This window comes from uncultured Stenotrophomonas sp. (assembly GCF_913778665.1).
Classification (GTDB): Bacteria; Pseudomonadota; Gammaproteobacteria; order Xanthomonadales; family Xanthomonadaceae; genus Stenotrophomonas.
In genome coordinates this window covers 632,709-656,434 of sequence record NZ_CAJYVQ010000008.1, presented here as the reverse complement: position 1 = coordinate 656,434, position 23,726 = coordinate 632,709, and the positions used below count along the sequence as shown (strand labels likewise).

Here is a 23,726-nt window from a genome sequence, read left to right as displayed (position 1 = left end):
CCCTCAGGGGTTCACCGCAGCCTGGTCCGCGCTGGCCTCATCCAGGGTTTCCACGCTGCGCCCGTGCAGCCGCCGCCAGATCCAGCGCAACGCGTGCGGTGGCGCCGACGGCAGCTGTTCCAGCAGCGCCAGCATGCGGTTCTGGCTGGCATGGCCATGCCGGCACAGCAGGCTGGCCGCTGCGGCGGCGCTGGCCAGGCGCAGGCTGTCGGCCAGCGGCCCCTCGGCCTCCGGGGCCAGCGCCTGGTGCACCGGTTCGGGCAGCTCCCAGGCCGCAGCCACGCGTTGTGCCAAGGGCAACGACCATTGCTGGAGCAGTTGCAGGGCCAGCGCCGGTTCCACGGTTTCACCGCGCGCCTGCGCTTCCTGCAGCAACTGGCGCATCACCAGCGCCGCGCCCAGGCCCTGCACCAGGCCCAGCCACTGTGCGGCGAAGGCATCGCCGAAGGTGACGGTGCGCGCGTGATCGGCCGCTGCACGCGAGGCCAGCAATGCGTGCTCCCAGATAATCGTGCTGAACTGCGGGAACACCTCGCACTGCAGCTGCATCACCGGCTGCACCAGCACCGCGCTGATGATCTGGCGCACCCCTTCGGTGCCGACCAGGGTCACCGCCCGCTGCAGGCTCTCCACCGGCCGCTCATGCACCTTGTAGGCCGGGCTGTTGGCGATGCGCAGCAGGTTGCCGGTCAGCACCGGGTCCTGGCCGATGATCGCCGCCATCACCCGCGCCGAAGCCGCATCGTCGTTCACCGTCTGGATCAGCTGCGGCAGCAGCTGCGGGCGGCGCGGCAGCTGCCGGGCCGCCCAGTCGCGGTCCTGCAGCGCGCGCGCCACCGCCTCGCCCAGCGCTGATACCTCGGCCGCTGCCGGCCCGTCGGCCAAACGCGGGTACAGGGCCAGCGCATGCAGGCCGCGCTGCAGGTGGGCCGCGATCTCGCCCGCGGGCAGCGCCTCCCCCTGCAGGCTGGCCGCGGCGGCGGCCACCGCCTGTCGCGAAACCGCCGCCAGGCGTGACGGAGCCGCCCCGGTCAGGCGCGCCAGCCAGCCACGCAGCGATCGCCACCAGGCCGGCGTCATCGCCGCCCGCTCTGTTGTTGTGGTGCCCTTGCCGTCACTGACTGCCTGCCTCTTCACGCCAATCCGGCCACCCGCCGTCGTCGCAGCATCGGCCGCACTTTCATCTTCTTTAACCGGAAGGCCGCCGATGTCGACGGCAGCGACCGGGGGAATGGACTAGAATGGCGCCGCGCGACCCGTCACCCTGCACCGACGACGTCGCTTTTTTTGTTTTTGGGACCCTACCGTTCACTGGCCGTTCGCTGCAGTTCGCCGCTGTTCGCGCCATCGGAGACGCCATGCTATTCGAAACCCTCGCCACCACCGGCCACGAACAGGTGGTGTTCTGCCACAACCACGATGCCGGCCTGAAGGCGATCATCGCCATCCACAACACCACCCTCGGCCCGGCCCTGGGCGGTGTGCGCATGCGTCCCTACGCCAGCACCGACGAGGCGCTGGCCGACGTGCTGCGGCTGAGCCGGACGATGACCTACAAGAATGCGCTGGCCGGCCTCAACGTGGGCGGCGGCAAGGCAGTGATCATCGGCGACCCGAAGGTGGACAAGACCGAGGTGTTGTTCCGCGCCTTCGGCCGCTACGTCGATTCGCTGGGCGGGCGCTACATCACTGCCGAAGACGTCGGCACCGACGTCAACGACATGGAGAACATCTACCTGGAAAGCCAGTTCGTGACCGGCGTGCACCAGGTCCACGGTGGCTCCGGCGATCCGGCGCCTTTCACGGCCTACGGTGCGTTGCAGGCGCTGATGGCGGCGATGCGCTTCAAGTTCGGCCATGAGGAAGTGGGCAAGACGAGCATCGCGGTGCAGGGCCTGGGCCACATCGGCATGGAGCTGGTGAAGCTGCTGCGTGACCGCGGCGCCAAGCTGTATGTCACCGATCTGGACAGTGCGCTGGTCGATCGCGCGGTCAGCGATTTCGGCGCCGAAGCGGTCAAGCCGGACGAGATCCACGAAGTGAACGCCGACGTGTTCGCCCCCTGCGCGCTGGAAGGCGCGATCAATGCCGACACCCTGCCGCGGATCAAGGCCAAGATCATCTGCGGCACCGCCAACAACCAGCTGTCGAGCCTGGAAATCGGCGACGAACTGCATGCGCGCGGCATCCTGTATGCACCGGACTATGCGGTCAATGCCGGTGGCGTGATGAACGTGTCGCTGGAGATCGATGGCTACAACCGCGAACGTGCGATGCGCCTGATCCGTAGCATCTACCACAACCTCACTCGCATCTTCGAGCTGTCGCAGCGCGAGAACATCGCGCCGCAGCGCGCGGCCGACCGCATCGCCGAAAGCCGCATCCTGTCGATCGGCAAGCTGAAGATGCCGCTGGGCCGCAGCACCCCGCGCCTGGGCAACCTGCGCGGCGGCTGAGCCTGCCATTTTCGCGCCGGGCAGCGCCCGGCGCGAACCATCCCTCAGAAGCCGGCGCTGTAGCGCAATGCCGCCTGGCGCGCGCCCTCGCCGCCGATGCGCTGGTCGAAGCCCAGGCTCAGGCGGCCATTGCGGCCCCACCACGATTCCAGCGCCAGGCCGATCAGCGCACTGCCACGCGGCGCATCCCAGCCCACCAACGGTGCCCAGGCATCGACGCCGACGAAGCTGGCCTCCCAGGCCGCATCAGCGCCATCGAGGCGCTGCTGCCACTCGGCATGCCCGCGCACGGTCCACCGTCCCCAGCCCCGTTCACCACGCAGGCCGGCCAGCATCTGGCTGCGTTGTACGCGGTTGGCATCGCCACGCAGGCCGAAACCGAATCCACCCAGTTCGCTGAAGGCATCGGTGTCCACGCGCGTGGTGCTGGCACCCAGGTACGGCGTCAAGGACGCGCCGGCACGCCCGAAGCGATAGCCACTTTCAACGCTGGCGGTACTGAAACGACCACCGTAACGCGCGGAAACACCGTAGGCGCCGCCCCCCAGCAGCAACTGGCGATCCAGCGCGCGGGTAAACTGGCCGCTGCCGAGCTGGGCCAGCGCATAGCCACGCCCCAGGTTCCAGCCGGCATACAGCTGCGCCTGCGCCTGGCGATCACGACCGCGATCGCCGCCAACGCTGCTGCCGCCGTTGCTGCGGGTCTCGCCGAACGCCACGCCCATCAGGCCATTGCTGCCCAGCGGCAGGTCCTGGCCGGCCATCCAGCCACGGCTGTCGGCGCTGTTGCCGGCGAAGCTGCCCTGCCCGGTCTCACCCAGCGCACTCTGCCAGCTGCCACGCAGGCGCGGAGCGGTCAGCACGCGATCGAAGCGCTCGGCAATCGCGCGGCGCGACATGTCGACGCCGTCGAAGGTGGCGCCTTCGGCGCGGGCATGCGCCTGCCCAGACAGGCTCTGCAGGCTGGCGGCCAGGCCTTCGTTGCCACCGCCGGTCCACTGCAGTGCGCCAGCAGCCGCACCGAACGGCGATCCCTGCAGGCCGGCATTGCTGTCCAGCGCCGAGAACGCCCCCTCCACGCGCTGCGCGGACGCCTGCGCGGAAGCACCCAGGCCACTGGCGGCGGCAGTCACGCTGACCGCGGTCAGGTTCAACCAGGCATTGTTGCTGTCGTAGCCGTAGCTGCTTTGCAGCAGCGACAGGCCCTGCAGGCCGGTGGAGGTGGCCGGGGTGCTGAAGGTGCCGCTCAGCCCGGCAGCCGCGTGGATGAGGTCCTGGCGGGTACCGTTCTGCGGCACGTAGCCGGAGACGAAGCCGTGCACACGCACGCCGCCGTCGAGGGTTGCGTTGCCGGTCACCTGCAGCGGATTGGCACCGAGGGCGATCATCAGCTGCGCGCCAGCCTGTTGGTTGTAGTTGCCCTCGATGGTCGCGGTGGTATTGCCGGTGGTGACGAACACGCTGCTGCCGTTGATCACGTTGCCGATCACCCGCGGCGTGCCCGCGTTGAACTGCAGGCCGGTCGAGTCCGGATCGGGCTGGCCCAGGATGGTTACGTTGGAACGGATCACGCCACCGTTCTGCAGTGACAGAATGCCGCGCTCGATGCGGGTGGCGCCGGAATAGCTGTTGTTGCCGCTCAGTACCAGGGTGCCGGCACCCTGCTTGACCAGACCACCCGCGCCGACGATGTTGTTGCTCCACAGCGAACCGGTCGACGCCACATCGACGCTGGCGACCACATCGCCCCAGTCGAAGCGGCCGGGACCGTTGACCGCGCGGCCGATGTCGAGCAGGCCATAGCCGAACACCGGGTCCACGCCGGCCGCGCCGATGTCCTTGGCGGTACCCAGCAGGGTCTGCCGCACCAGATCATTGTTGAAGTAGGGGAAGCGCTGCCAGACCAGCGCCGCCGCACCGGACACCAGCGGTGCAGCGAACGACGTACCGTAGTTCCAGTAGTACTTGCCGCCATTGGCATCGGGATAGACCGCGCTGCCGGGAGCCGCCAGGCAATAGCGCGCGGCCTGGCCGCAGGCATTGGCATAGCTGGCCAGCGTACCCGGTGCGTACGGATCCACCGCGGTCGCCACCAGCCAGCCACGCTCCAGGTCTGCCGCCGGCAGGGTGCCGGCCACGCCCTTCTGGCTGGGCAGCGCGGCCAGGCTGCTCGGTTCGCTGCGGTTTTCGTTGCCTGATGCGAAGACCACCAGTCCCCCGTGGCTGATCACGAACGGACGGTACTCGGCCGCCACCTGCGCGGTGGTCGGCAGGTCGGTCCAGTAAAGGCCGCCCCACGAGTTGTTCATCACCTTCACGTTGTAGCTGATCAGGTCCTGGTGGACTTGGGCCACGCCCAACGGGCCGCTGAAGGCATTGCCCTGGCCGCTGCCGTCGTCGGTCGGTGCCTTGTCGGAAATGATCCGCGCCGAAACGATCTGCGCGCCTGGCGCGATGCCGCCCGGCCAGGACCCCACTGCCGCACCGGCGGCGAGGCTGGCCACTGCGGTGCCATGCCCGACCACGTCATCGACCTGCAGGTTGTTCCTGGCCGGATCGATGTAATTGAAATTGGCCAGCACCCGCCCATTCAGCGCCACCGCATTGCGTTGCACGCCGGAATCGACGATGCCGATGCGCACGCCCTGCCCGGTCAGCCCGGCAGACTGTGCCGCACGCGCATTGGTGACTGCCAGGTGCCCATCGAAGGTCGGTTCCTGCGGCTTGGCCGGCGGCGGCGTGGTCGGCGGCGGTGTGGTGGGTGGCGTGGTCGGTGGCGGGTCGACGCGCACATTGCTGCCACCTCCGCCGCCTCCGCCACAGGCCGTCAACCCCACTGCCAGTGCCGTTGCCAGCGCGGACTTCACCCTCATCCTGCGTTCCATCGTTTCCGTCCCATGAACGTTGTCCTGCCGTGTTCCTGGCAGGTGTGCGGCCGCGCCCAGCGGCGGCCCTCCGCGACCCTCTATACTTGGGCCGACCCCCACGCAGTCTGCCGGGAAACCGGGGCGCTTCCAACGCCTGCGGTCTCCTTTCCGAACATTGCTTACGCATCAACGAGATTGCCATGTCCAACATTGTCATCGCCGCCGCCAAGCGCACCGCCATCGGCTCCTTCCTCGGCCAGTTCAACGGCGTGCCCACCCCCACCCTCGGTGCGGCCGCCATCGCCGCCGCCCTGGAGCAGTCGGGTGTCCCGGCCAGCGACGTTTCCGAAGTCCTGATGGGCTGCGTGCTGCCGGCCAACCTCGGCCAGGCGCCCGCCCGCCAGGCCGCGATCGCCGCCGGTATTCCGCTGTCGACCGGTGCCACCACACTCAACAAGGTGTGCGGCTCGGGCATGAAGACCATCATGCTCGGCCATGACCTGATCAAGGCCGGTTCGGCCAGCATCGTGGTGGCCGGCGGCATGGAATCGATGTCCAATGCCCCGCACATGCTTCCAAACTCGCGTACGGGCAACCGCTTCGGCAACTTCCAGGCGGTCGACCACATGGCCCACGATGGCCTGGTCAATGCCTACGACGGCAAGGCGATGGGTGAATTCGCCGAGTGCGCGGTGGACAAGTACCAGTTCAGCCGCGAAGAACAGGACGCCTACGCCATCGAATCGGTGAAGCGTGCCCAGGCCGCGCAGGCCAATGGCGCGTTCGCCGATGAAATCGTCGCGGTGAAGGTCGCCAGCCGCAAGGGCGAGGTGGAAGTCGCCATCGACGAGCAGCCGGGCCGCTCGGACATCGCCAAGATCCCGACCCTGCGTCCGGCCTTCAAGAAGGATGGCAGCGTCACCGCCGCCAGCTCCTCCAGCATTTCCGACGGCGCCGCCGCGGTCGTCCTGATGACCGAAGAAGATGCCGCTGCGCGCGGTATCACCCCGCTGGCGCGCATCGTCAGCCATGCCACCCATTCGCAGGAACCGGAGTGGTTCACCACCGCCCCGATCGGCGCGCTGCACACGCTGCTGGCCAAGACCGGCTGGTCATTGGACCAGGTCGATCTGTTCGAAATCAACGAGGCCTTTGCCGTGGTCGCCATGGCACCGATGCGCGAGCTGGGCATCCCGCACGAGAAGCTCAACGTGAATGGCGGTGCCTGCGCGCTGGGCCATCCCATCGGCGCCTCCGGCGCACGCTTGGTGGTCACCCTGGTCAACGCCCTGCGCACGCGCGGTGGCAAGCGCGGCATTGCCACCCTGTGCATCGGTGGTGGCGAAGCGACCGCAATCGCCATCGAATTGATTTGAAAAGATTTAACGACGATTTCGCAAAAATGAATGCGGGATCGCTTGACACCCAATCTTGGCTTGTCATCATGTTGTCGGCGCGCAGCATGCGCGTTGCCTAATTCCAACGACGAGGATTCACACAATGAGCATCAACAAGCTGCTGGTCGCGATGTCCCTGGCTCTGGCCCTGGCCGCCTGCTCGAAGCAGGAAGCTGCCCAGGACGCCGCTGCTTCGGCCAACGAAGCCGCCACCGAAGCCCAGGCTGCTGCCGACCAGGCTGCCGCTGCTGGCGCCCAGACCGCCGACGCTGCCCAGCAGGCCGCTGACACCGCCGCCACCGCTGCTGACGCTTCGACCGACGCTGCTGCCCAGGCTGGCGCTGCTGCCACCGACGCCGCCGCTGGCGAAGCCAAGGACGCCGCCAAGGCTGCCGAAGCCACCGCTGAGAAGGCCAAGGACGCTGCTGAAGAAGCCAAGAAGTAATAACTTCTTTCTTCACGCTGTTCCGGAAAAGCCGCTGGTTCGCCAGCGGCTTTTTCTTTGCGCCGCTGCCTGCGCGGGAACGCCGGCGTCGCGACCCGCTCTTCACAACGGCATGAATAGGCTGGCGTCCCCATCCATAGCAGTACCGGAGACCGCCATGAAGATTCGTCCGATCACCACCACTGTGCTGGCCGCCTCCCTGCTGCTGGCCCTGGCCGCCTGCAAGGGCCCTGAAGCCGAACAGGCCAAGCAGGACGCGCAGCAGGCGGCCGACAGCGCCGGCGCGGCCGCACGTGACGCCGTGGACAAGGCCGCCGCCGCCACCCGCGATGCCGCCGACAAGACCGCAGCCGCCTCCGAGCAGGCCGCTGCCGATACCCAGCGAGCACTGGACAAGGCAGCGGTCGCCACCGCCAATGCCGCTGACCAGGCCAAGGACGCCGCCACCGACGCCGCCGCACACGCCAGCGACGCCACCGCCAACGCTGCGCAGAAGGTCGCCGACAAGGCGCGCGACGTCGCCGATGACGCGAAGGCGAATGCCGCCAAGGAAGAAGCCAGGCACTAAGCCCTATCGGCAGCCGAGAGTGGGCTCGGCGCTGCAGGAAAAGCCGCGACGCTGCCGCGGCTTTTCTGCTTTTCGCGTCTTCTTTTGATTCCGTGGTGGACGCTCACGGAAAGTGTCCAAGGCCGCGCGGGCATTTTGCGCACGGACCCGCGCCCACGCGGATGTATTCACGGCGCCCCTGCGCAACCTACCCGCGCGGCCCATCCAACCGTATCAGCGCCCACCGCGAGGGGGCGCCGCCGTTGGCCATCTTCTACGGCAGCGCGCGCGCCAGCATCGCCGACAGCTCCAGCCCCGCCGGTAGCGTTCCGAAGGCCAACCCGTGCTCGCCCTCCAACCGGCTGCGCACGAACGCCTCCGCCATGGGACTGCGCGAACGCAGCAGCAGCGCCGCCTGCAGCAACAGCGCAGTCCGCTCGCAGAACAGCCGCGCCTGCGACTCCTCCGGCATCGGCGCCGCTGCCCAACGCTGCAACGCCGCTGCATAACGCGCATCGCGATCGGCCACCGCGGCCAACTCACCGCGCAGCGCCACCATCGCCTCCGGCTCACGTGCCAGCGCACGCAGCACGTCCAGGCACTGGATATTGCCGCTGCCCTCCCAGATCGAATTCAGCGGCGCCTGCCGGTACAGCCTCGGCAGCATCGACTCCTCCACGTAACCGGCACCGCCCAGGCATTCCTGCGCTTCGTTGACGAACGCAGCCGCGCGCCTGCACACCCAGTACTTGCCCAGCGCGGTGCCAAGGCGCGCCAGTGCCGCTTCGTTGGCATCCACGCCGGCGCGGTCCACCGCGCGCGCGATACGCATGGCCAGCACCGTGGCCGCCTCCGACTCCAGCGCCAGGTCGGCCAGCACATTGGCCATCAGCGCGTGGTCGACCAGCAGCTTGCCGAAAGTGCGACGGTGGCGCGCATGGTGCAGGGCCTGTGCCAGCGCCATGCGCATTTCCGCCGCCGCACCCAGCATGCAGTCCAGCCGGGTCATCATCACCATGCCGATGATGGTGGCCACGCCGCGGCCCTCGTCGCCTACGCGCCACGCTTGGGCACCGCAGAACTCGACCTCGCTGGACGCGTTGGCCCAGTCGCCGAGCTTGTCCTTCAGCCGCATCAAGCGGAACGCATTGCGGTCGCCGTCGGCCAGCCGGCGCGGCATCAGCAGGCAGGTCACCCCGCCCGGTGCCTGCGCCAGCACCAGGAAGCCATCGCACATCGGCGCGGAGAAGAACCACTTATGCCCGACCAGCCGATAGCGCTCGCCATCGACCGGCTCCGCACGCGTGCTGTTGGCGCGCACATCCGAGCCGCCCTGCTTTTCGGTCATGCCCATGCCCAGGGTGATGCCGGCCTTGTCCGCCACCGGCACGTCACGCGGGTCATAGACCGGCGCGGCCGCCTTGCGTGCCCACTCGGCCAGGTTCTGTTGCGACCGCAGCACTGCCACTGCCGCATGGGTCATGGTCAGCGGGCAACTGGTGCCGGCCTCGGCCTGGTGATGCAGGTAGCTCAAGGCAGCACGCGCGACGTGCGCACCGGGCTGCGGCTCGTGCCAGGACAGCCCGGCCACGCCATGCGATTTCGCTGCGTCCATCAACTGGTGATAGGCCGGATGGAACTCGACGGTATCGATGCGATGGCCCTGCGCATCGTGCGTGCGCAGCCGTGGACGATCGCGGTTGGCGTCGAAGCCGAGCCGGTACAGCTCGTCACCGGCCAGCGCGCCATACACCGCCAGCCGTGGCGCGAAACCGGCGGCGCCTTCGCGCTGCACTGCCTCCATCAATGCCACGTCATCGGTCCACAACTGGTGGCCGGCGAAGGGCGGCGGCTGGTTCAGCACCACGTGGGTTTCGAAGGGGGCGTTGCTGCTGGAGCCGGGTTCGCTCATCCGTTCCGTCCTGGCGGCAAGAGGTATGCGCTCCGATTGTGCAGCATCCTCCGCCAAGCCCGTGTTCAGGCCAGTTCTCGCCGCCTGCACGAGGCGCAGGCCACAGTGACCGCATGGCAGGCAATGACGATCTGGTGGTGCTGCGTCCGGAAGGGCTGTACTGCGCCGCCGGCGATTTCCACATCGATCCCTGGCGCCCGGTGCCGCGCGCGGTCATCACCCATGGCCATGGCGACCACGCGCGCCCGGGGATGGGCGAGTACCACTGCAGCGAAGGCAGCCTGCCGATCCTGCGCTGGCGGCTGGGCGATGTCGACGTGCAGGCGCACGCCGAGGGCGAGGCGTTCCGGCTCGGGAAGGTGCAGGTATCGCTGCACCCGGCGGGCCATGTGCTGGGCTCGTCGCAGGTGCGCATTGATGATGGCGAACAGGTCTGGGTGGCATCCGGTGATTACAAGCGCCAGCACGATCCCACCTGCACGCCCTTCGAAGTGGTGCCCTGCGATACCTTCATCACCGAAGCGACGTTCGCGCTGCCGATCTATCGTTGGCCGCACACCCCGGCGGTTGCCGCAGAGATCGTAGCCTGGCGCCGCGATTGCGAGCAGCGCGGCGAAGCGGCGATCCTGCTCTGCTATGCGCTGGGCAAGGCGCAGCGAGTGCTGGCCGAGCTGTTGCCGCTGGATAGCCGCCCCGCTTGGCTGCATGGCGCCATCGCCAATGGCGTGGCGGTCTACCGGCAGGCCGGCGTGCCGATGCTGGAGACGCTCACCGTGGCCGAACAGGGGCGGCACCCCGATGCCGCCGGCCAGCTGATCCTGGCCCCGCCCTCGGCCGCAGGCACGCCGTGGATGCGCCGCTTCGGCCCCCATCAACTGGGGTTCGCCTCAGGGTGGATGCAGCTGCGCGGCAACCGGCGCCGCCGCAATGTCGACCGCGGCTTCGTCATTTCCGATCATGCCGACTGGCCTGCCCTGCTGCAGACCATCGAACAGACCGGCGCGACGCGGGTGATCGCCACCCACGGCAATACCGATGCCCTGATTCCCTTCCTGCGCGAACGCGGCGTCGCCGCCGAGGCGTTCCGCACCGATTACGGGAGCGAGGAGTGAAGGCCTTCGCTGCGCTCTACCAGCGCCTGGACCGCAGCACCGCGACGCTGGACAAGCGCGCCGCGCTAATCGACTACTTCCGCCACGCCGCGCCGCACGATGCAGCGTGGGCGCTGTTCCTGCTCAGCGGCGGCAAGGTCGGCGGCGCACGCCGCAAGATCGCCGCCAGTGGCGAGCTGCGCAGCTGGATCGCCGAAGAATCCGGCCTGCCCGCCTGGCTGGTGGAAGACAGCTATGCCCAGGTCGGCGATCTGGCTGAAACACTGACCCTGCTGATGGATGACCCCTTGCATCCCGCCGCCGACCGCCCGTTGTCGGACTGGATTGAACAGCACCTGCTGACGGTGGCCAACCATCCGGAGGCGGAGCGACGCGCAGCGGTGGTCGCCGGGTGGCGACAGCTGCGCAGCGGCGAGCGCCTGGTGTTCAACAAGCTGCTCACCGGCGCGCTGCGCGTGGGTGTTTCACAACGGCAGGTGCAACAGGCGCTGGCCGAATGGTCCGGCCTGGACATCGCGCGCATTGCCCAGCGCATGCTCGGCGAGTGGGTGCCCTCACCCGGCTCGCTGGAGCAGTTGCTGTCGCCGGACGAACTGCCACTGGACCGGCAGCAGCCGTACCCGTTCTTCCTGGCCTCGCCGCTGGAGGGCGAGCCGGGCCAACGGCTGGGCCCGATCGAAGACTGGCTGCTGGAGTGGAAATGGGATGGCATCCGCCTGCAGCTGCTGCGCCGACGCGGTGAAGTGGCGCTGTGGTCACGGGGCGAGGAACGGCTGGATGGGCGCTTCCCGGAAATTGAACAGGCCGCGATGGCGCTGCCCGACGGCTGCGTACTGGACGGAGAACTGCTGGCCTGGGACGAGAGCGACGACCTGCCGCGCGCCTTCACCGCATTGCAGACCCGCATCCAGCGCCGCAAGCCAGGCGCAGCGACGTTGCGCAACACCCCGGTGCGCGTGCTCGCCTACGACCTGCTTGAACGCGACGGCGAGGATCTGCGTGGGCTGCCGTTGCAGCAACGGCGAGCACAGTTGGCCGAGGTGATCGGTGCTCTGGGCGATACGCGCATCCAGCTGTCGCCCGATGTACCCGCTGAAGACTGGGTGCAGGCCGCCGCATTGCGGGAGGCCTCCCGCGAGCGAGGCGTGGAAGGGTTGATGCTGAAACGCCGCACGTCCACCTACCAGTCGGGGCGACGGCGCGGCGACTGGTGGAAATGGAAGGTCGACCCGCTGACCATCGATGCCGTGCTGCTGTACGCGCAGGCCGGCCATGGACGGCGCAGCACGCTGTACACCGATTACACCTTCGGCGTCTGGGACGGCGATGTGCTGGTGCCGGTGGCCAAGGCCTACTCGGGATTGGACGACAAGGAAATCCTGGCCCTCGACCGCTGGATCCGCGCCAACACCCGCGAACGGTTTGGCCCGGTGCGCAGCGTGCGTGCCGAGCAGGTGTTCGAACTGGGCTTCGAGGCGGTCAACCGCAGCAGCCGGCACAAATCCGGCATCGCCGTGCGCTTTCCGCGCATCCTGCGCTGGCGCCACGACAAGCCTGCTACTGAAGCCGACCGGCTGGCCACGCTTCAGGCGCTGGCGCGATGAACCGCCGCCAGGCGTTGCGCAGGCTGGAAGACTGGTTCGCTGCGCGCGGCTGGCGCTCACTGCCGTTCCAGCGCGCGATGTGGCGGCACTATCTGGCAGGCGACTCCGGTCTACTGCACACGCCCACCGGCAGCGGCAAGACGCTGGCCATGTTCGGTGGCCCGCTGCTGCAGGCGATGCTCGATCCGCCGCCGGCACCGCGCCGGGCCAGTGCGGTGCGGCCGCTGCAGGTGCTGTGGGTGACGCCGCTCCGGGCCTTGGCCAGTGATACCGCACGTGCGCTGCAGACAGTGATCGACGGGCTGGGGCTGGGCTGGCGGGTCGGCCTGCGCAGCGGCGATGCCAGCAACCGCGAGCGCCGGCAGGCGCGCGAGGGTCGCGTTGACGTGCTGGTGACCACGCCCGAATCGCTGGCATTGCTGCTGAGCTATCCCGACACGCTGCCCCGCATGCGCCAACTGCGCTGCGTGGTGGTGGACGAATGGCACGAACTGCTGGGCAACAAGCGCGGCGTGCTGCTGCAGCTGAACCTGGCGGTGATGCGCGACGCCACCCCTTCCCTGCAGCTGTGGGGACTGTCGGCCACGCTGGGCAACCTGCCGCAGGCCCGGGACGTACTGTTGCCTGGCCAACCGGACGCACCGATCGTGCAGGGCGTGCGCCCGCGGGCGATCAGCGTGCGCAGCCTGCTGCCAGAGCCCGGCGAACGCTTCCCCTGGGCCGGCCACCTCGGACTGGCGCAGCTGCCACGCGTGCTGGACGCGCTGATGGCCGCACGCAGCAGCCTGCTGTTCACCAACACCCGCGCGCAGGCCGAACTGTGGCATCAGGCGCTGGCGGCGGTATGGCCGGAAGACGCTGACACGCTGGCGCTGCATCACGGCTCGCTGGACCCGGCCCTTCGCCAGCAGGTGGAGGACGGCCTGCGCGCAGGCGCGTTGCGCTGCGTGGTGGCGACCTCCAGCCTCGACCTCGGCGTGGATTTCCCGGAGGTGGAACAGGTACTGCAGCTGGGCAGCCCGAAGGGCGTGGCGCGGCTGCGCCAGCGCGCCGGGCGTGCACGCCATCGTCCCGGCGCCAGCGGTGCCATCGTCTGCATTCCCACCCACGCCCTCGAACTGGCCGAATATGCAGCGGTGCGCCGCGCGCTGCACGAACGCGTGGTTGAAGCGCGTCCGCCACCGACGCTGTCACTCGACGTGCTGGCACAGCATGCGGTCAGTCGCGCGCTCGCGGGTGGCTTCGATAGTGATGCGCTGCTGGCGCAGGTGCGTGGCACGCATGCCTTCGCCACGCTGGGCGATGAACAGTGGCAGGCCGTGCTGGAATTCATCGTGCAGGGTGGGCAGGCGCTGGCGCAGTACCCGGATTTCCACAAGGTCGTGCGCGATGCCGATGGCCGCTACCGCATGCATGATCGCCGCCAGGCGCTGCGTCACCGCTTGTCGATCGGCACCATCAGCAGCGATGGCAGCGTGCGCGTGCAGTTCCTGCGCGGTGGTGGGCTCGGTGCGGTGGAGGAACAGTTCGCCAGCCGGCTGCGCCGGGGTGATCGCTTCCAGTTCGCCGGGCGCCTGCTGGAACTGGTGCAGTTGCGTGACATGACCGCCTTCGTGCGCCTGGCGCGTGGACGCGGTGACGGCGTCGTGCCGCGGTGGCAGGGCGGCCAGCTGCCGCTGTCGATGGCGCTCGGCCGTGAGCTGGAAGCGGTTCTGTCCGGTTCCGATGACAGCGCCGAGTCACGCTGGCTGGCGCCGCTGCTGGCATTGCAGGCGCAGTTGTCGGCGCGCCCCGGTGCGGATCATCTGCTGGTGGAAGACGTGAGGCGCCGCGATGGCCAGTTCCTGTTCGTCTATCCCTTTGCCGGCCGCCACGTGCACGAGGCCCTGGCCGCCCTGCTGGCGCTGCGTTGCACCCGCGGCCGACGCAACAGCATCGGCTATGCGGTGAACGATCACGGCCTGGTGCTTGCGCCGGCGCAGGCCATCGAACTCGACCCGCCGCAGTGGCGCGCCTTGTTCAGCCGTGAACATCTGCTGGAAGACCTGCGTGCGGCGGTGAACCTGGGCGAGCTGGCCCGCCGCCAGTTCCGCGGCATCGCGCGCGTGGCCGGCTTGCTGGTTCCCAGCCTGCCCGGCGGCGTGCCGCGTTCGCTGCGCCAGCTGCAGGCCTCGGCGGGATTGCTCTATGACGTGCTGTGCGAGCACGACCCCGGCCATCTGCTGCTGGCACTGGCCGAGCACGAAGTCCTGCACGACAGCCTGGACCTGCCTGGCCTGCAGCAGGTCCTGGACCGGATCGGCACACAGGCGCTGTCGCTGCAGCGGCCGGCATCACTCACGCCGTTGGGCTTTCCACTGTGGGCCGAGCGCCTGCGCGGGCAGTTCAGCAACGAAGACTGGCGCACCCGCGTGCAGCGTGCCGCGCAGCAGCTGGAGCGCCGTCATGGTCGATGAGCAGCTGCTGCCGCTTGCCGGCGAGCCCATGCGGTTTCTCGGCGCCCGCGCACTGTACTGGCCGGCGCGGCAGGCCCTGCTGATCGCCGACCTGCACCTCGGCAAGGCCGATATCTTCCGTCGTGCCGGCATCGCCCTGCCCAGTGGCGGAACTGTTGACGACCTGGGCCGCCTGCAGCGGCTGCTGGATACCCACGCCTGCCGCCAACTGTGGATCCTCGGCGACATCCTGCATGGGCCGGCGCATCGCGCGGCGTGGTACCAGCACTGGCTGGGCTGGCGCGAACGCAATGCAGCGCTGGACGTGCATGTGCTGCGCGGAAACCACGACCTGCATCTGCCGCATGCGCAGCTGCAGGTGCAGACCCACGACACGGTCCGCCTGCCGCCGTTCCTGCTGCGGCATGAGCCAGTGCCGGACACGGACCTGCACGTGATCGCCGGGCATCTGCATCCGCAGATCGCATTGCCGCCCCTGCGGCGGCGATTTCCCGCCTTCTGGCTGCGCGACGGCGTGACGGTCCTGCCGGCGTTCTCCGCCTTCACCGCCGGTATCGTGCCGGTCGCCGCCAGCGGCGAGCGGATGATCGCCTGCGTGGAGGATGCGCTGGTGAAGCTTCCCGTGCGTTGAATCAGGCCGGGCTAATGCTCAATTCCGGCATCAGCTGGAAATCGGCGCCTACATCGTAGCGACGCCTGGGCAGCGTCTGGATCGCGGCGAGCATTTCCTGTGCGCAGGCGCGGATGCGTGCATGGTGCTCCGCTGCGGCATGGCTGATCAGGCTGCCGACATGGAACTCGAACACATCCTCCAGTACGTCGGGCTGGTCTTCGTGCAGCATCTGCAGCAGTCCGCGCAGCTTGCAGATTTCCGATTCCAGCTCCTCGACCGCGAACAACATGGCGTCCTCCTCTTCTACATCGCGCGGCACGTCCGGGCCGCAACAGGCCGCAACGGCAGTGCCGCCCAGGCCACGCGCGATGTTGATCACGGAAAGGAAAACGGGCGACGCGGCTGTCGCGTGCCTGTTTGTTCTCGCATATCCACGGTGAGGCAACCGTTAATTCACGTGATGAAGTGCTTCACGCATCGGCGGCGGCAACACTGGCGGCATGGTCCTGCACGCCGCTCTGCATGGCGCCGACGAACGCCGGATCCAGCGCCAGTGCACCGAACCAGCCGTGCTGGGTGCCACTGAGTACCCGCAGCATGTGGCCACGCCCACCGGGCAGGCGCCCCATCGGCCCAAGCAGCACGTCGCGCGCCTTGGCCAGGGCATCACGGTCGGACTGGAACAGCGGCGTCAGCCAGCGGCTCCAGCGCTGGTAGACCGCCACATGCGCCCTGCGCCGTGCCTGGTAGGCCTGCAACGCATCGGCACCAGCGCCGTGTGTGCGCACCGCATCGCGCAGCGCCACGGCATCGAGCAGGGCCATGTTCACGCCCTGCCCCAGCTGCGGGCTCATGGCATGCGCGGCATCACCGGCCAGCACCATGCGCCCCTGATGCCAGCGCGTCATCACCGCGTCACGGTAGACCGCACGCGCCAGCTGGCCCGCATCATGCAGATGCGCGAATCGGGCGCTGGCCTGCGGCCACAGTGCATGCAGTTCATCCAGCCACGGCGCCAGGCCGTCGGCCTGCCAGCGCTCGAAATCGGCGCGTGGCAGGCTCCAGAAGAAGCTCAAGCGCGGCGTGTCATCACCGGGACGCGTACCGACCGGCAGCAGCCCGATCATCTTGCGCGCGGCCACGTAGCGCTGTCGCAGCTCCTGCAGGTGCGGCCAGTCTTCGGCCGGCAGCAGGCACCACAGCGCACCCCACGGATACACGCGGTCCAGGCCGGCGCCCTGCCTGATCGTGCCGCGCAGCGTGGAGGCAGCGCCGTCGGCGACCACCACCAGATCGAACGGGCCATGCATGCGGCCTTCGCTGTCGCGCAGACGGCCCTGCACGCTGTCCACCTCGATGATGGTGGTGCCCGCATGCAACTGGCCCGCACCGGCACGCGCCTGGTCCAGCAGCGAGAACAACGCCCCGCGCTGCATGCCGAGGCCGTGCAAGCGCGCATCCAGGCCGGCGTAGCGCATGTCCATCACCGCGCGCTCGCAGGGCGTGTCGCCATACAGGCGGTGCACCGGCGCCGCATGCGCGCGCACCGCATCGAGCAGGCCCATCTGCCACAACACCTGCAGGCCAGTGGGCTGCAGCAGGAAGCCGGCACCCACCGGCCCCGGCGTGGGCACGCGTTCGAAAATCTCCACCGCGTGACCGTCACGGGTGAACAGGATGGCCGATGCCTGGCCAGCAGTGCCGTAGCCGATCACGGCGATACGCAGTCGTTCCGTCATGGCCGCATTGTGCCCGAGGCAGGTTGCGAATGGAGAACGGACGCCGCGCACGGCATCCACGCATGCCGTGGATCTACTGCTCAAAAAAAACCCCGCCGGAGCGGGGTTTTCAACGCACTGTCGAGTGGATCACTCGGCCGGCGTGATGTTCGAAGCCTGGGCACCCTTCGGGCCCTGGGTCACGTCATAGGTGACACGCTGGCCTTCCTGCAGGCTGCGGAAGCCCTTGGAGTTGATGGCGGAGAAGTGCGCGAACACGTCGGCGCTGCCATCCTCCGGCGAGATGAAGCCAAATCCCTTGGCGTCGTTGAACCACTTGACGGTACCGTTCGGCATGGTGATGCGAGACCTTATGCAATGAATGGGTGGTGTACGCTGAACCCGCGCACAAGCTGAGTATGCAAAGCTTGCTCGGGGAAGACAATCACCCCCGCGCCAATTCGCCCACCAGTTCCGGAAGTCCGTTGCTGGCCGCCTGCACGTTGGCCAGCACTTCGGCCATCGTAATCTCCTCGCCATCACCGCAACCCGCCGCCCAGTTGGCAATGATCGCCAGGCAGGCGTAATCCAGGCCCAGCTCCCGTGCCAGCGCGGCCTCCGGCATGCCGGTCATGCCCACCAGGTCGCAACCGTCGCGGCGCATGCGGGCGATTTCGGCGATGGTTTCCAGGCGCGGGCCCTGCGTAGCGCCATAGCAGCCACCGTCATGGACTGTGACACCGGTCACTTTGGCGGCGGCCAGGATCTTGCTGCGCAGCATCGGCGTGTAGGGGTGGCCGAAATCGACGTGAACCACGTCGGTGCCCGCTTCTTCACAGATCGTGCTGATGCGGCCCCAAGTGTAGTCGATGAGCTGGTCCGGGCAGGCCAGCACGCGAGGACCGAAGTCCTCGGTGATGCCGCCCACCGTGTTCAATGCCAGCACCCGCTGCGCGCCCAGCTGCTGCAGCGCGGCCAGGTTGGCGCGGTAGTTGATCTTGTGCGGCGGCAGCGAGTGGCCTTCGCCATGGCGCGCCAGGAACGCGACGCGATGGCCGAGCAGCGTACCCACGCGCACCGGACCGGACGGGCGGCCGAAGCGGGTGTCGACCTCGTGGGTCTGCACGCCGTCAAGCTTGGCCAGGTTGTAGACACCGGTACCGCCAATCACGGCCAGGGCGATCTGTTGCATTCGAAGCACTCCATGAAAAGACGAACGCCGGCACCCGAGGATGCCGGCGGTGGAACAAGACGTGCCGGAGTCGGCGGCGTCGTTATTCCTTCATCGCGTAGATGGCCGGCACGCAGCGCAAGGTTTCGTTGACGTCCATGCCGAAGCCGAACACGTAGCGGTCCGGCAGCTCGATGCCGGCATAGTCGGCGGTCACGTCCGGCAGCGCGCGGTCGTGCTTCTTCACCGTCATCGCGGCGATGCGCACGTCGGTAGCGCCCTGCTCCAGGCACCAGGTGCGCACCCCCTGCAGGGTGTAGCCCTCGTCCAGGATGTCGTCGACCAGCAGCACGCGGCGGCCGAACAGCGAGGTGGCCGGCTTGTGCTTCCAGACCAGGTCGCCGCCGGTGGTTTCGCCACGGTAGCGGGTGGCGTGCAGGTAATCGAACTGCACGTCCTGGCCGCGCGCGCCCAGCTCCAGCGCCAGCTGGCCGGCGAACGGCAGCGCGCCGTGCATGATCGACAGGAACAGCGGCACCTCGCCCTTGTAATCGCGCGCGATGGCGTCGGCGATACCGGCGATGGCCTTGTCGATGGTGGGGCGGTCGACCAGCAGGTCAGCCTGGGCCAGGGCCTGGGAAATGGTGAGGTTGGGCATCAGACGGTTCTTCCAAGGGTTTCAAGCAGACGGGTTTGGGTATCGCCATGGCGGGCATCGGCCAGCAGGCCATCCCAGCCAAGTGCGCCGCGGCCGATCAGGCCCAGCAGCGCAGCGGTATTGAGGGAGCGCCCCTGCACCGCGTGCAGGGCTTCATCGACCAGCTCCGGGTGGCAGACCAGTACCACGTCGCAGCCGGCGTCCAGATGGGCATGCACGCGCGCGGGCACGCCGCCGGCGCTGTGCGAGGCGGCCATGCCGATGTCGTCGGAGAACACCACGCCGCGGAAGCCGAGCTCCCCGCGCAGGATCTCCTGGATCCAGCGCGGCGAATAGCCGGCCGGTTCCGGCGCCACCTGCGGGTAGATCACGTGCGCCATCATCACCGCATCGGCACCAGAGGCGATGCCGGCCTGGAACGGCACCAGGTCCTGCGCACGCAGTTCGTCCAGCGCGCGCGGATCGATCGCGGTGTCGACGTGGGTGTCTTCCAGCACGGTGCCGTGGCCGGGGAAATGCTTGAGCGTGGCGGCCATGCCGACCGCGTGCATGCCGCGCACGTAGGCGGCGGTGAATGCGGCCACCACCTGCGGGTCTTCACTGAAGGCGCGGTCGCCGATGGCGCGGTTGCCGCGGCCAAGGTCGACCACCGGCGCGAAGCTCAGGTCCAGGCCGCTGGCGCGCACTTCGCTGGCCATCAGCCAGGCGTGCTGTTCGGCCAGGGCCAGCGCCTGCTGCGGATCGGTCGCGTACATCGCGCCGATCTCCTGCAGCGGCGGCAGCGCGCTGTAGCCTTCGCGGAAACGCTGCACGCGGCCGCCTTCCTGGTCCACGCAGATCAGCTGCGGACGCGGAGCGGTGGCGCGGATGGCCGCGCTCAGATCGGTCACCTGCTCGCGCGAGGCGAAGTTGCGCTTGAACAGCACCACCCCGGCAACGGCATCGTGCTGCAGCCAGTCGCGTTCCTGGGCAGTCAGTTCGGTGCCGGCAACGCCGATCAGCAGCATGGTCGATCTCCACAACGCGCGCCCGCATGGCGCAGTGCCGCATTGTCGCAGAACCGGCCGACGGGCGCAGTGGTCAAGGTAGAAGGGACGTGCGGGGTCAGCGCCGCAGTGCGGATCCGACCCCGGGGTCGGATCGCCGCAGGGGCACTCACCCTGCCCGGCTCAGACCTTGCAGCCGTCCGGGCCACAGGCCTCGTCGCTATCGGCCGGGGACTCCAGCGCGCCCTGCTCGGCGGCGATCTGGCGCAGGGCGTTGGCAAACGCCTCCGGCGGCTGCGCCCCGGAAATGGCCCATTTCCCATCGATGACAAAGGTCGGCACCGAGGAGATGCCCAGCGCATGGGCCTGCGCCAATGCGGCCTCAACATCGGCCAGACCACGGTCGGAGGCCAGCATCTGCGCGATCTCGCCGGCGTCCAGGCCACCGGCTACGCCCGCCTTGACCAGCACTGCAGGGTCGGCCAGGTTCTGGCCCTGCTCGAAGTGGGCGCGGAACAACGCCTCGCCCACCGCGTCCTGTACATCGTGCTGGCCGGCCAGCCACAACACCCGGTGCGCCGGCAGCGTTGTCACCCGCACCTGGCCCCGGCTGAAGTCCATCGGCAGGCCTTCGGCACGCGCGGTGGTCTGGGTCTGTCCCAGGATCTGCTCGGTGCGCTCGGCGCCGCCGAACTTGCGCACGTAGGCCTCGCGCAGCGGCACCGGGGTGTCCCCGGCATCCGGATCCAGCTGGAACGGCTGCCACTGGATCTCGAGTTCAGGCGCACCGGCGCCCAGCAACTGCACACCCTGCTCGAAGCGATGCTTGCCAATCCAGCACCAGGGGCAGACCACGTCGGAGTAGATATCGATCTTCATGCGCACGACATGGGGACCGCTGCCACCGAAAAAAGGGGCGGAGGGGACTGATCCAACGAATCCCCTTTGCGCCCCTGCTGATGGTTCACCAGCGTGAATAGGGGTGATTGGCCAGGGCGACGTTGTAGTAGCGGGCGTCGTCGGTGACTTCGGCGCCGACCCAGTCCGGCAGGTCGATGGCCTGGTCAGCGCTGTCCAGCTCGACCTCGGCCACCACCAGGCCGGCGTTGTCGCCGAGGAACTCATCCACTTCCCAGGTCAGCCCGGCGTGCTCGACCAGATGCCGGCGCTTGTCGATCAGGCCGCCCACGCACAGCGCCAGCAGCGCCCGCGCGTCCTCGACCGGAATCGGGTAGTCGAACTCCTGGCGGGTGTGGCCGATGGTGCGCGACTTCAGGTTGAGCGCGGCGTGGTCGCCCTCGATGCGCACCCGTACCGAGGCGTTCTGGGTGCCGCGATCAAGCGCCCCCATGTCGTTGATATAGCCCTGCGCCATCGGGATCACCCGGTGCGCGGCGGCACGCCAGTCGTCACTGCTGACGAGGAATTTGCGTTCGATTTCGATGCCCATCGCACCATTATGCGCGATGGGCATGACAGGCGATCAGCGCTTCTCGAACACCGCGATGCTTTCCACATGCGCGGTGTGCGGGAACATGTCCATGGCACCGGCACTGACCAGGGTGAAGCCCTGCTCGTTGACCAGGTAGCCAGCATCGCGCGCCAGCGAGCCCGGGTGGCAGCTGACGTACACAATCCGCTTGAACTGCTTCAGCGGCAGCTGCTGCAGCACTTCGATCGCGCCCGAGCGCGGCGGGTCCAGCAGCAGCTTGTCGAAACCCTGGCGCATCCACGCAGTGCTGCGCTGGTCCTGGGTCAGGTCGGCGCTGAAGAACTGCGCGTTGGCCAGGCCATTGCGATCGGCATTCTCGCGGGCACGGGCGACCAGGCCTGCATCGCCTTCCACGCCGACCACTTCACGCACGCGGCGGGCCAGCGGCAGGGTGAAGTTGCCCAGGCCGCAGAACAGGTCCAGCACGCGCTCGTCCTCACCCGGCTCCAGCAGGTCCAGGGCGTGGGCGATCATCTTCTCGTTGAGCTTGGCGTTGACCTGGATGAAGTCCAGCGGACGGAACGCCAGTTCGACGTCCCACGGCGCCAGCCGGAAGGACAGCGGCACGCCCTGCCCGTCCAGGGGCTGCACGGTATCCACGCCACCGGACTGCAGGTAGATCACGAAACCATGCTGCTGGCCAAAGGCAGCCCAGGCGGCACGGTCGGCATCGCTGAGCGGCTGCAGGTGGCGCACGGTCAGCACCACCGCCTGATCGCCGGCGATGAACTCGATCTGCGGAATATCGCGCTTGCCATCGAGCGACTCGATGAACAGGGACAGCGCCTCGACCTTGGTGCCGATTTCGGGGATCACGGTCAGGCATTGGCTGAGATCGGCGACGAAACGCGGGTCCTGTTCACGGAAACCGACCAGGGTCTTGCCCTTCTTCTCGACCCGGCGCACCGAAAAGCGGCCCTTGCGGCGGTAGCCCCAGCTCTCGCCGACCAGAGGCGGCAGCACCGTGCCCGGCTTCACGTGGCCGATGCGCTCCAGGTTGTCCATCAGTACGCGCTGCTTGGCGACGATCTGCTGGTCTTCGTCCAGGTGCTGCAGCACGCAGCCGGCGCAGGTGCCGAAGTGCGGGCACTTCGGCGTCACCCGCTGCGGCGAGGCCTGCAGCACCTGCACCGTGCGCGCTTCATCGAAATGGCGGCTGCGGGCAGTCTGTTCGGCCATCACCACCTCGCCCGGCAGGGCGCCGCTGATGAAGGTGACCTTGCCGCCCTCGCCTTCTCGGCGAGCGACGCCGCGACCATCATGGCTGAGGTCGAGGATCTCGGTCTGGAACGGGGTACGGTCGATGCGGGAGCGGGTTCGGGCCACGTGGCAACAGGCTGCGGGCAAAAATGGGGGCGTATTGTCGCAGATCCTGACCGGCAGGGTCCGGACCCGCTTGCGCCCGCCGCCGTCGTGCTTGATGATTGGACCAGCTGACATGGAGGCAGCCCTGATGCAGATGACCCCGCGGACCAGCCGGCCCCGCTTCCTGCTTGTCGAGGACGACATCATCAGCCGCGGTTTTTTCAAAGCGGCGCTGGAAACGTTACCAGCAGATGTGGACACCGCCGATTCGCTGGCCAGTGCGCTGGCCAGTGCCGAGCCCGGTGCGCATGATCTGTGGCTGATCGACGTCAATCTGCCCGATGGCAACGGCGCGCAGCTGCTGCGCGAACTGCGCCGTTCACACCCCGATACCCCCGCCCTGGCGCATACCGCCGACGGCGATACCTCCATTCATGCCCGGCTGCGTGAAGCCGGTTTCAACGACACCCTGGTCAAGCCGCTGGGCCGTGACCAGCTGCTGAAGGCAGTCCGCCGCGCGCTGGTGAACAGCCCGGCCGAAATCTTCATGGCGCAGGTGCCGGCAGCGGTCGAACTGCAGGTGCAGGACTGGGATGAAACAGCGGCACTGGCTGCGCTCAATGGCCAACGCAACCACCTGATCGCCCTGCGCGAGCTGTTCCTGGCCGAGCTGCCGGGCGTACGCGACGCGGTCGAACAGGCCGTGGACGAGCACGACGAGCGCCAGCTGCGCAGCCAGTTGCACCGGCTACAGGCCAGTTGTGGCTTCGTCGGCGCGGCACGGCTGGGCCGTGCGGTGCGCCAGCTGCATCACGCGCCGGAGTCCGGGCAGGCCCAGGCGGGTTTCCGCGAAGCGGTCGCTGCCCTGCTGCATTGAGGGGTGTCCGGCAGGGCTGCGCCCTGCACCTGCCGAGGCTTCAAACCAAGGCGACAGCAAAAGCAAAAGCAAAAGCTGGCATTCCGTGGGTTGGCGGGGCGGTGTCGAAG

The 23,726-nt window shown here is 68.4% G+C and carries 21 protein-coding genes; 9 read left to right on the top strand and 12 right to left on the bottom strand.

The genetic code is table 11. From position 1 onward, the window contains the following. Nucleotides 1–3: 3 nt before the first annotated feature. Entirely contained in the window at nucleotides 4–1,080 is a 1,077-nt protein-coding gene (locus QZ853_RS11585) for an HDOD domain-containing protein (RefSeq protein ID WP_295573494.1), read from the bottom strand. A 278-nt stretch (nucleotides 1,081–1,358) separates the two neighbouring features. Here QZ853_RS11585 and QZ853_RS11580 point away from each other — a divergent pair, with 278 nt between their 5' ends. Further along, nucleotides 1,359–2,456: a Glu/Leu/Phe/Val dehydrogenase dimerization domain-containing protein gene (locus QZ853_RS11580; protein ID WP_008264553.1), complete on the top strand. Its 1,098-nt coding sequence runs from the start codon at nucleotides 1,359–1,361 to the stop codon at nucleotides 2,454–2,456. Nucleotides 2,457–2,500: 44 nt separating this feature from the next. Here QZ853_RS11580 and QZ853_RS11575 read toward each other — a convergent pair whose 3' ends face one another. Beyond that, nucleotides 2,501–5,341: an autotransporter serine protease gene (locus tag QZ853_RS11575; protein WP_295573220.1), complete on the bottom strand. Its 2,841-nt coding sequence runs from the start codon at nucleotides 5,339–5,341 to the stop codon at nucleotides 2,501–2,503. A gap of 182 nt (nucleotides 5,342–5,523) precedes the next feature. Between QZ853_RS11575 and QZ853_RS11570 the strand changes: the two genes are divergently transcribed. The 3 genes from QZ853_RS11570 (at nucleotide 5,524) to QZ853_RS11560 (ending at nucleotide 7,733) form a co-directional block, all read left to right on the top strand. Then, entirely contained in the window at nucleotides 5,524–6,699 is a 1,176-nt protein-coding gene (locus tag QZ853_RS11570) for a thiolase family protein (protein ID WP_295573217.1), read from the top strand. Nucleotides 6,700–6,823: 124 nt separating this feature from the next. Beyond that, nucleotides 6,824–7,165: a hypothetical protein gene (locus QZ853_RS11565; RefSeq protein ID WP_295573215.1), complete on the top strand. Its 342-nt coding sequence runs from the start codon at nucleotides 6,824–6,826 to the stop codon at nucleotides 7,163–7,165. A gap of 157 nt (nucleotides 7,166–7,322) precedes the next feature. Beyond that, the gene (locus QZ853_RS11560; RefSeq protein ID WP_295573212.1) at nucleotides 7,323–7,733 is read left to right on the top strand and encodes a hypothetical protein; all 411 of its coding nucleotides are present in this window, start codon (nucleotides 7,323–7,325) and stop codon (nucleotides 7,731–7,733) included. Nucleotides 7,734–7,986: 253 nt separating this feature from the next. Here the strand turns inward: QZ853_RS11560 and QZ853_RS11555 are convergent, their stop codons facing one another. Further along, nucleotides 7,987–9,624 carry an acyl-CoA dehydrogenase family protein gene (locus QZ853_RS11555; protein WP_295573210.1) on the bottom strand — a complete coding sequence of 546 codons (1,638 nt, stop codon included), beginning with the start codon at nucleotides 9,622–9,624 and terminating at the stop codon, nucleotides 7,987–7,989. Between the two features lie 113 nt (nucleotides 9,625–9,737). On the opposite strand from QZ853_RS11555, the gene QZ853_RS11550 reads away from it, so the two are divergent. From QZ853_RS11550 to pdeM, 4 genes are read left to right on the top strand one after another with little or no spacing between them, the layout of a single operon-like run. Continuing rightward, nucleotides 9,738–10,736 (top strand): ligase-associated DNA damage response exonuclease, encoded by a 999-nt coding sequence (locus QZ853_RS11550; RefSeq protein WP_295573207.1) that lies wholly within the window; start codon nucleotides 9,738–9,740, stop codon nucleotides 10,734–10,736. Next, nucleotides 10,733–12,340, top strand: coding sequence for an ATP-dependent DNA ligase (locus tag QZ853_RS11545; RefSeq protein WP_295573204.1), 1,608 nt, complete (start codon nucleotides 10,733–10,735; stop codon nucleotides 12,338–12,340). Before QZ853_RS11550 ends, QZ853_RS11545 begins: the two co-directional genes overlap by 4 nt. Further along, the gene (locus QZ853_RS11540) at nucleotides 12,337–14,796 is read left to right on the top strand and encodes a ligase-associated DNA damage response DEXH box helicase (RefSeq protein ID WP_295573201.1); all 2,460 of its coding nucleotides are present in this window, start codon (nucleotides 12,337–12,339) and stop codon (nucleotides 14,794–14,796) included. Before QZ853_RS11545 ends, QZ853_RS11540 begins: the two co-directional genes overlap by 4 nt. Beyond that, nucleotides 14,786–15,427 carry a ligase-associated DNA damage response endonuclease PdeM gene (gene pdeM / locus QZ853_RS11535; protein WP_295573198.1) on the top strand — a complete coding sequence of 214 codons (642 nt, stop codon included), beginning with the start codon at nucleotides 14,786–14,788 and terminating at the stop codon, nucleotides 15,425–15,427. Before QZ853_RS11540 ends, pdeM begins: the two co-directional genes overlap by 11 nt. A gap of 1 nt (nucleotide 15,428) precedes the next feature. Here pdeM and QZ853_RS11530 read toward each other — a convergent pair whose 3' ends face one another. The 9 genes from QZ853_RS11530 to rlmD all read right to left on the bottom strand — a co-directional run bounded on the left by QZ853_RS11530 (nucleotide 15,429) and on the right by rlmD (nucleotide 22,760). After that, a complete protein-coding gene (locus tag QZ853_RS11530; protein WP_295573195.1) occupies nucleotides 15,429–15,698 on the bottom strand; it encodes a hypothetical protein in 270 nt (89 codons plus the stop codon). Nucleotides 15,699–15,879: 181 nt separating this feature from the next. Beyond that, nucleotides 15,880–17,148: an NAD(P)/FAD-dependent oxidoreductase gene (locus QZ853_RS11525; RefSeq protein WP_295573192.1), complete on the bottom strand. Its 1,269-nt coding sequence runs from the start codon at nucleotides 17,146–17,148 to the stop codon at nucleotides 15,880–15,882. Nucleotides 17,149–17,277: 129 nt separating this feature from the next. Next, complete coding sequence (locus QZ853_RS11520) at nucleotides 17,278–17,484, bottom strand: cold-shock protein (protein ID WP_005410590.1); 207 nt, start codon at nucleotides 17,482–17,484, stop codon at nucleotides 17,278–17,280. Between the two features lie 88 nt (nucleotides 17,485–17,572). Further along, a complete protein-coding gene (locus QZ853_RS11515; protein ID WP_295573190.1) occupies nucleotides 17,573–18,319 on the bottom strand; it encodes an S-methyl-5'-thioinosine phosphorylase in 747 nt (248 codons plus the stop codon). 82 nt (nucleotides 18,320–18,401) lie between these two features. Continuing rightward, nucleotides 18,402–18,956, bottom strand: coding sequence for a hypoxanthine-guanine phosphoribosyltransferase (locus QZ853_RS11510; protein ID WP_005410592.1), 555 nt, complete (start codon nucleotides 18,954–18,956; stop codon nucleotides 18,402–18,404). Further along, nucleotides 18,956–19,963, bottom strand: coding sequence for a beta-N-acetylhexosaminidase (gene nagZ, locus QZ853_RS11505; RefSeq protein ID WP_295573188.1), 1,008 nt, complete (start codon nucleotides 19,961–19,963; stop codon nucleotides 18,956–18,958). The genes QZ853_RS11510 and nagZ overlap by 1 nt, the downstream gene beginning before the upstream one ends. Nucleotides 19,964–20,125: 162 nt before the next feature. After that, nucleotides 20,126–20,821 carry a DsbA family oxidoreductase gene (locus QZ853_RS11500; RefSeq protein ID WP_295573185.1) on the bottom strand — a complete coding sequence of 232 codons (696 nt, stop codon included), beginning with the start codon at nucleotides 20,819–20,821 and terminating at the stop codon, nucleotides 20,126–20,128. Nucleotides 20,822–20,906: 85 nt separating this feature from the next. After that, nucleotides 20,907–21,392, bottom strand: a complete 486-nt coding sequence (locus QZ853_RS11495; RefSeq protein ID WP_295573491.1) for a CYTH domain-containing protein — start codon at nucleotides 21,390–21,392, stop codon at nucleotides 20,907–20,909. A gap of 33 nt (nucleotides 21,393–21,425) precedes the next feature. Further along, a complete protein-coding gene (rlmD, locus tag QZ853_RS11490; protein WP_295573182.1) occupies nucleotides 21,426–22,760 on the bottom strand; it encodes a 23S rRNA (uracil(1939)-C(5))-methyltransferase RlmD in 1,335 nt (444 codons plus the stop codon). 127 nt (nucleotides 22,761–22,887) lie between these two features. Here rlmD and QZ853_RS11485 point away from each other — a divergent pair, with 127 nt between their 5' ends. Beyond that, nucleotides 22,888–23,616 (top strand): response regulator, encoded by a 729-nt coding sequence (locus QZ853_RS11485; RefSeq protein ID WP_295573179.1) that lies wholly within the window; start codon nucleotides 22,888–22,890, stop codon nucleotides 23,614–23,616. Nucleotides 23,617–23,726: the final 110 nt, after the last annotated feature.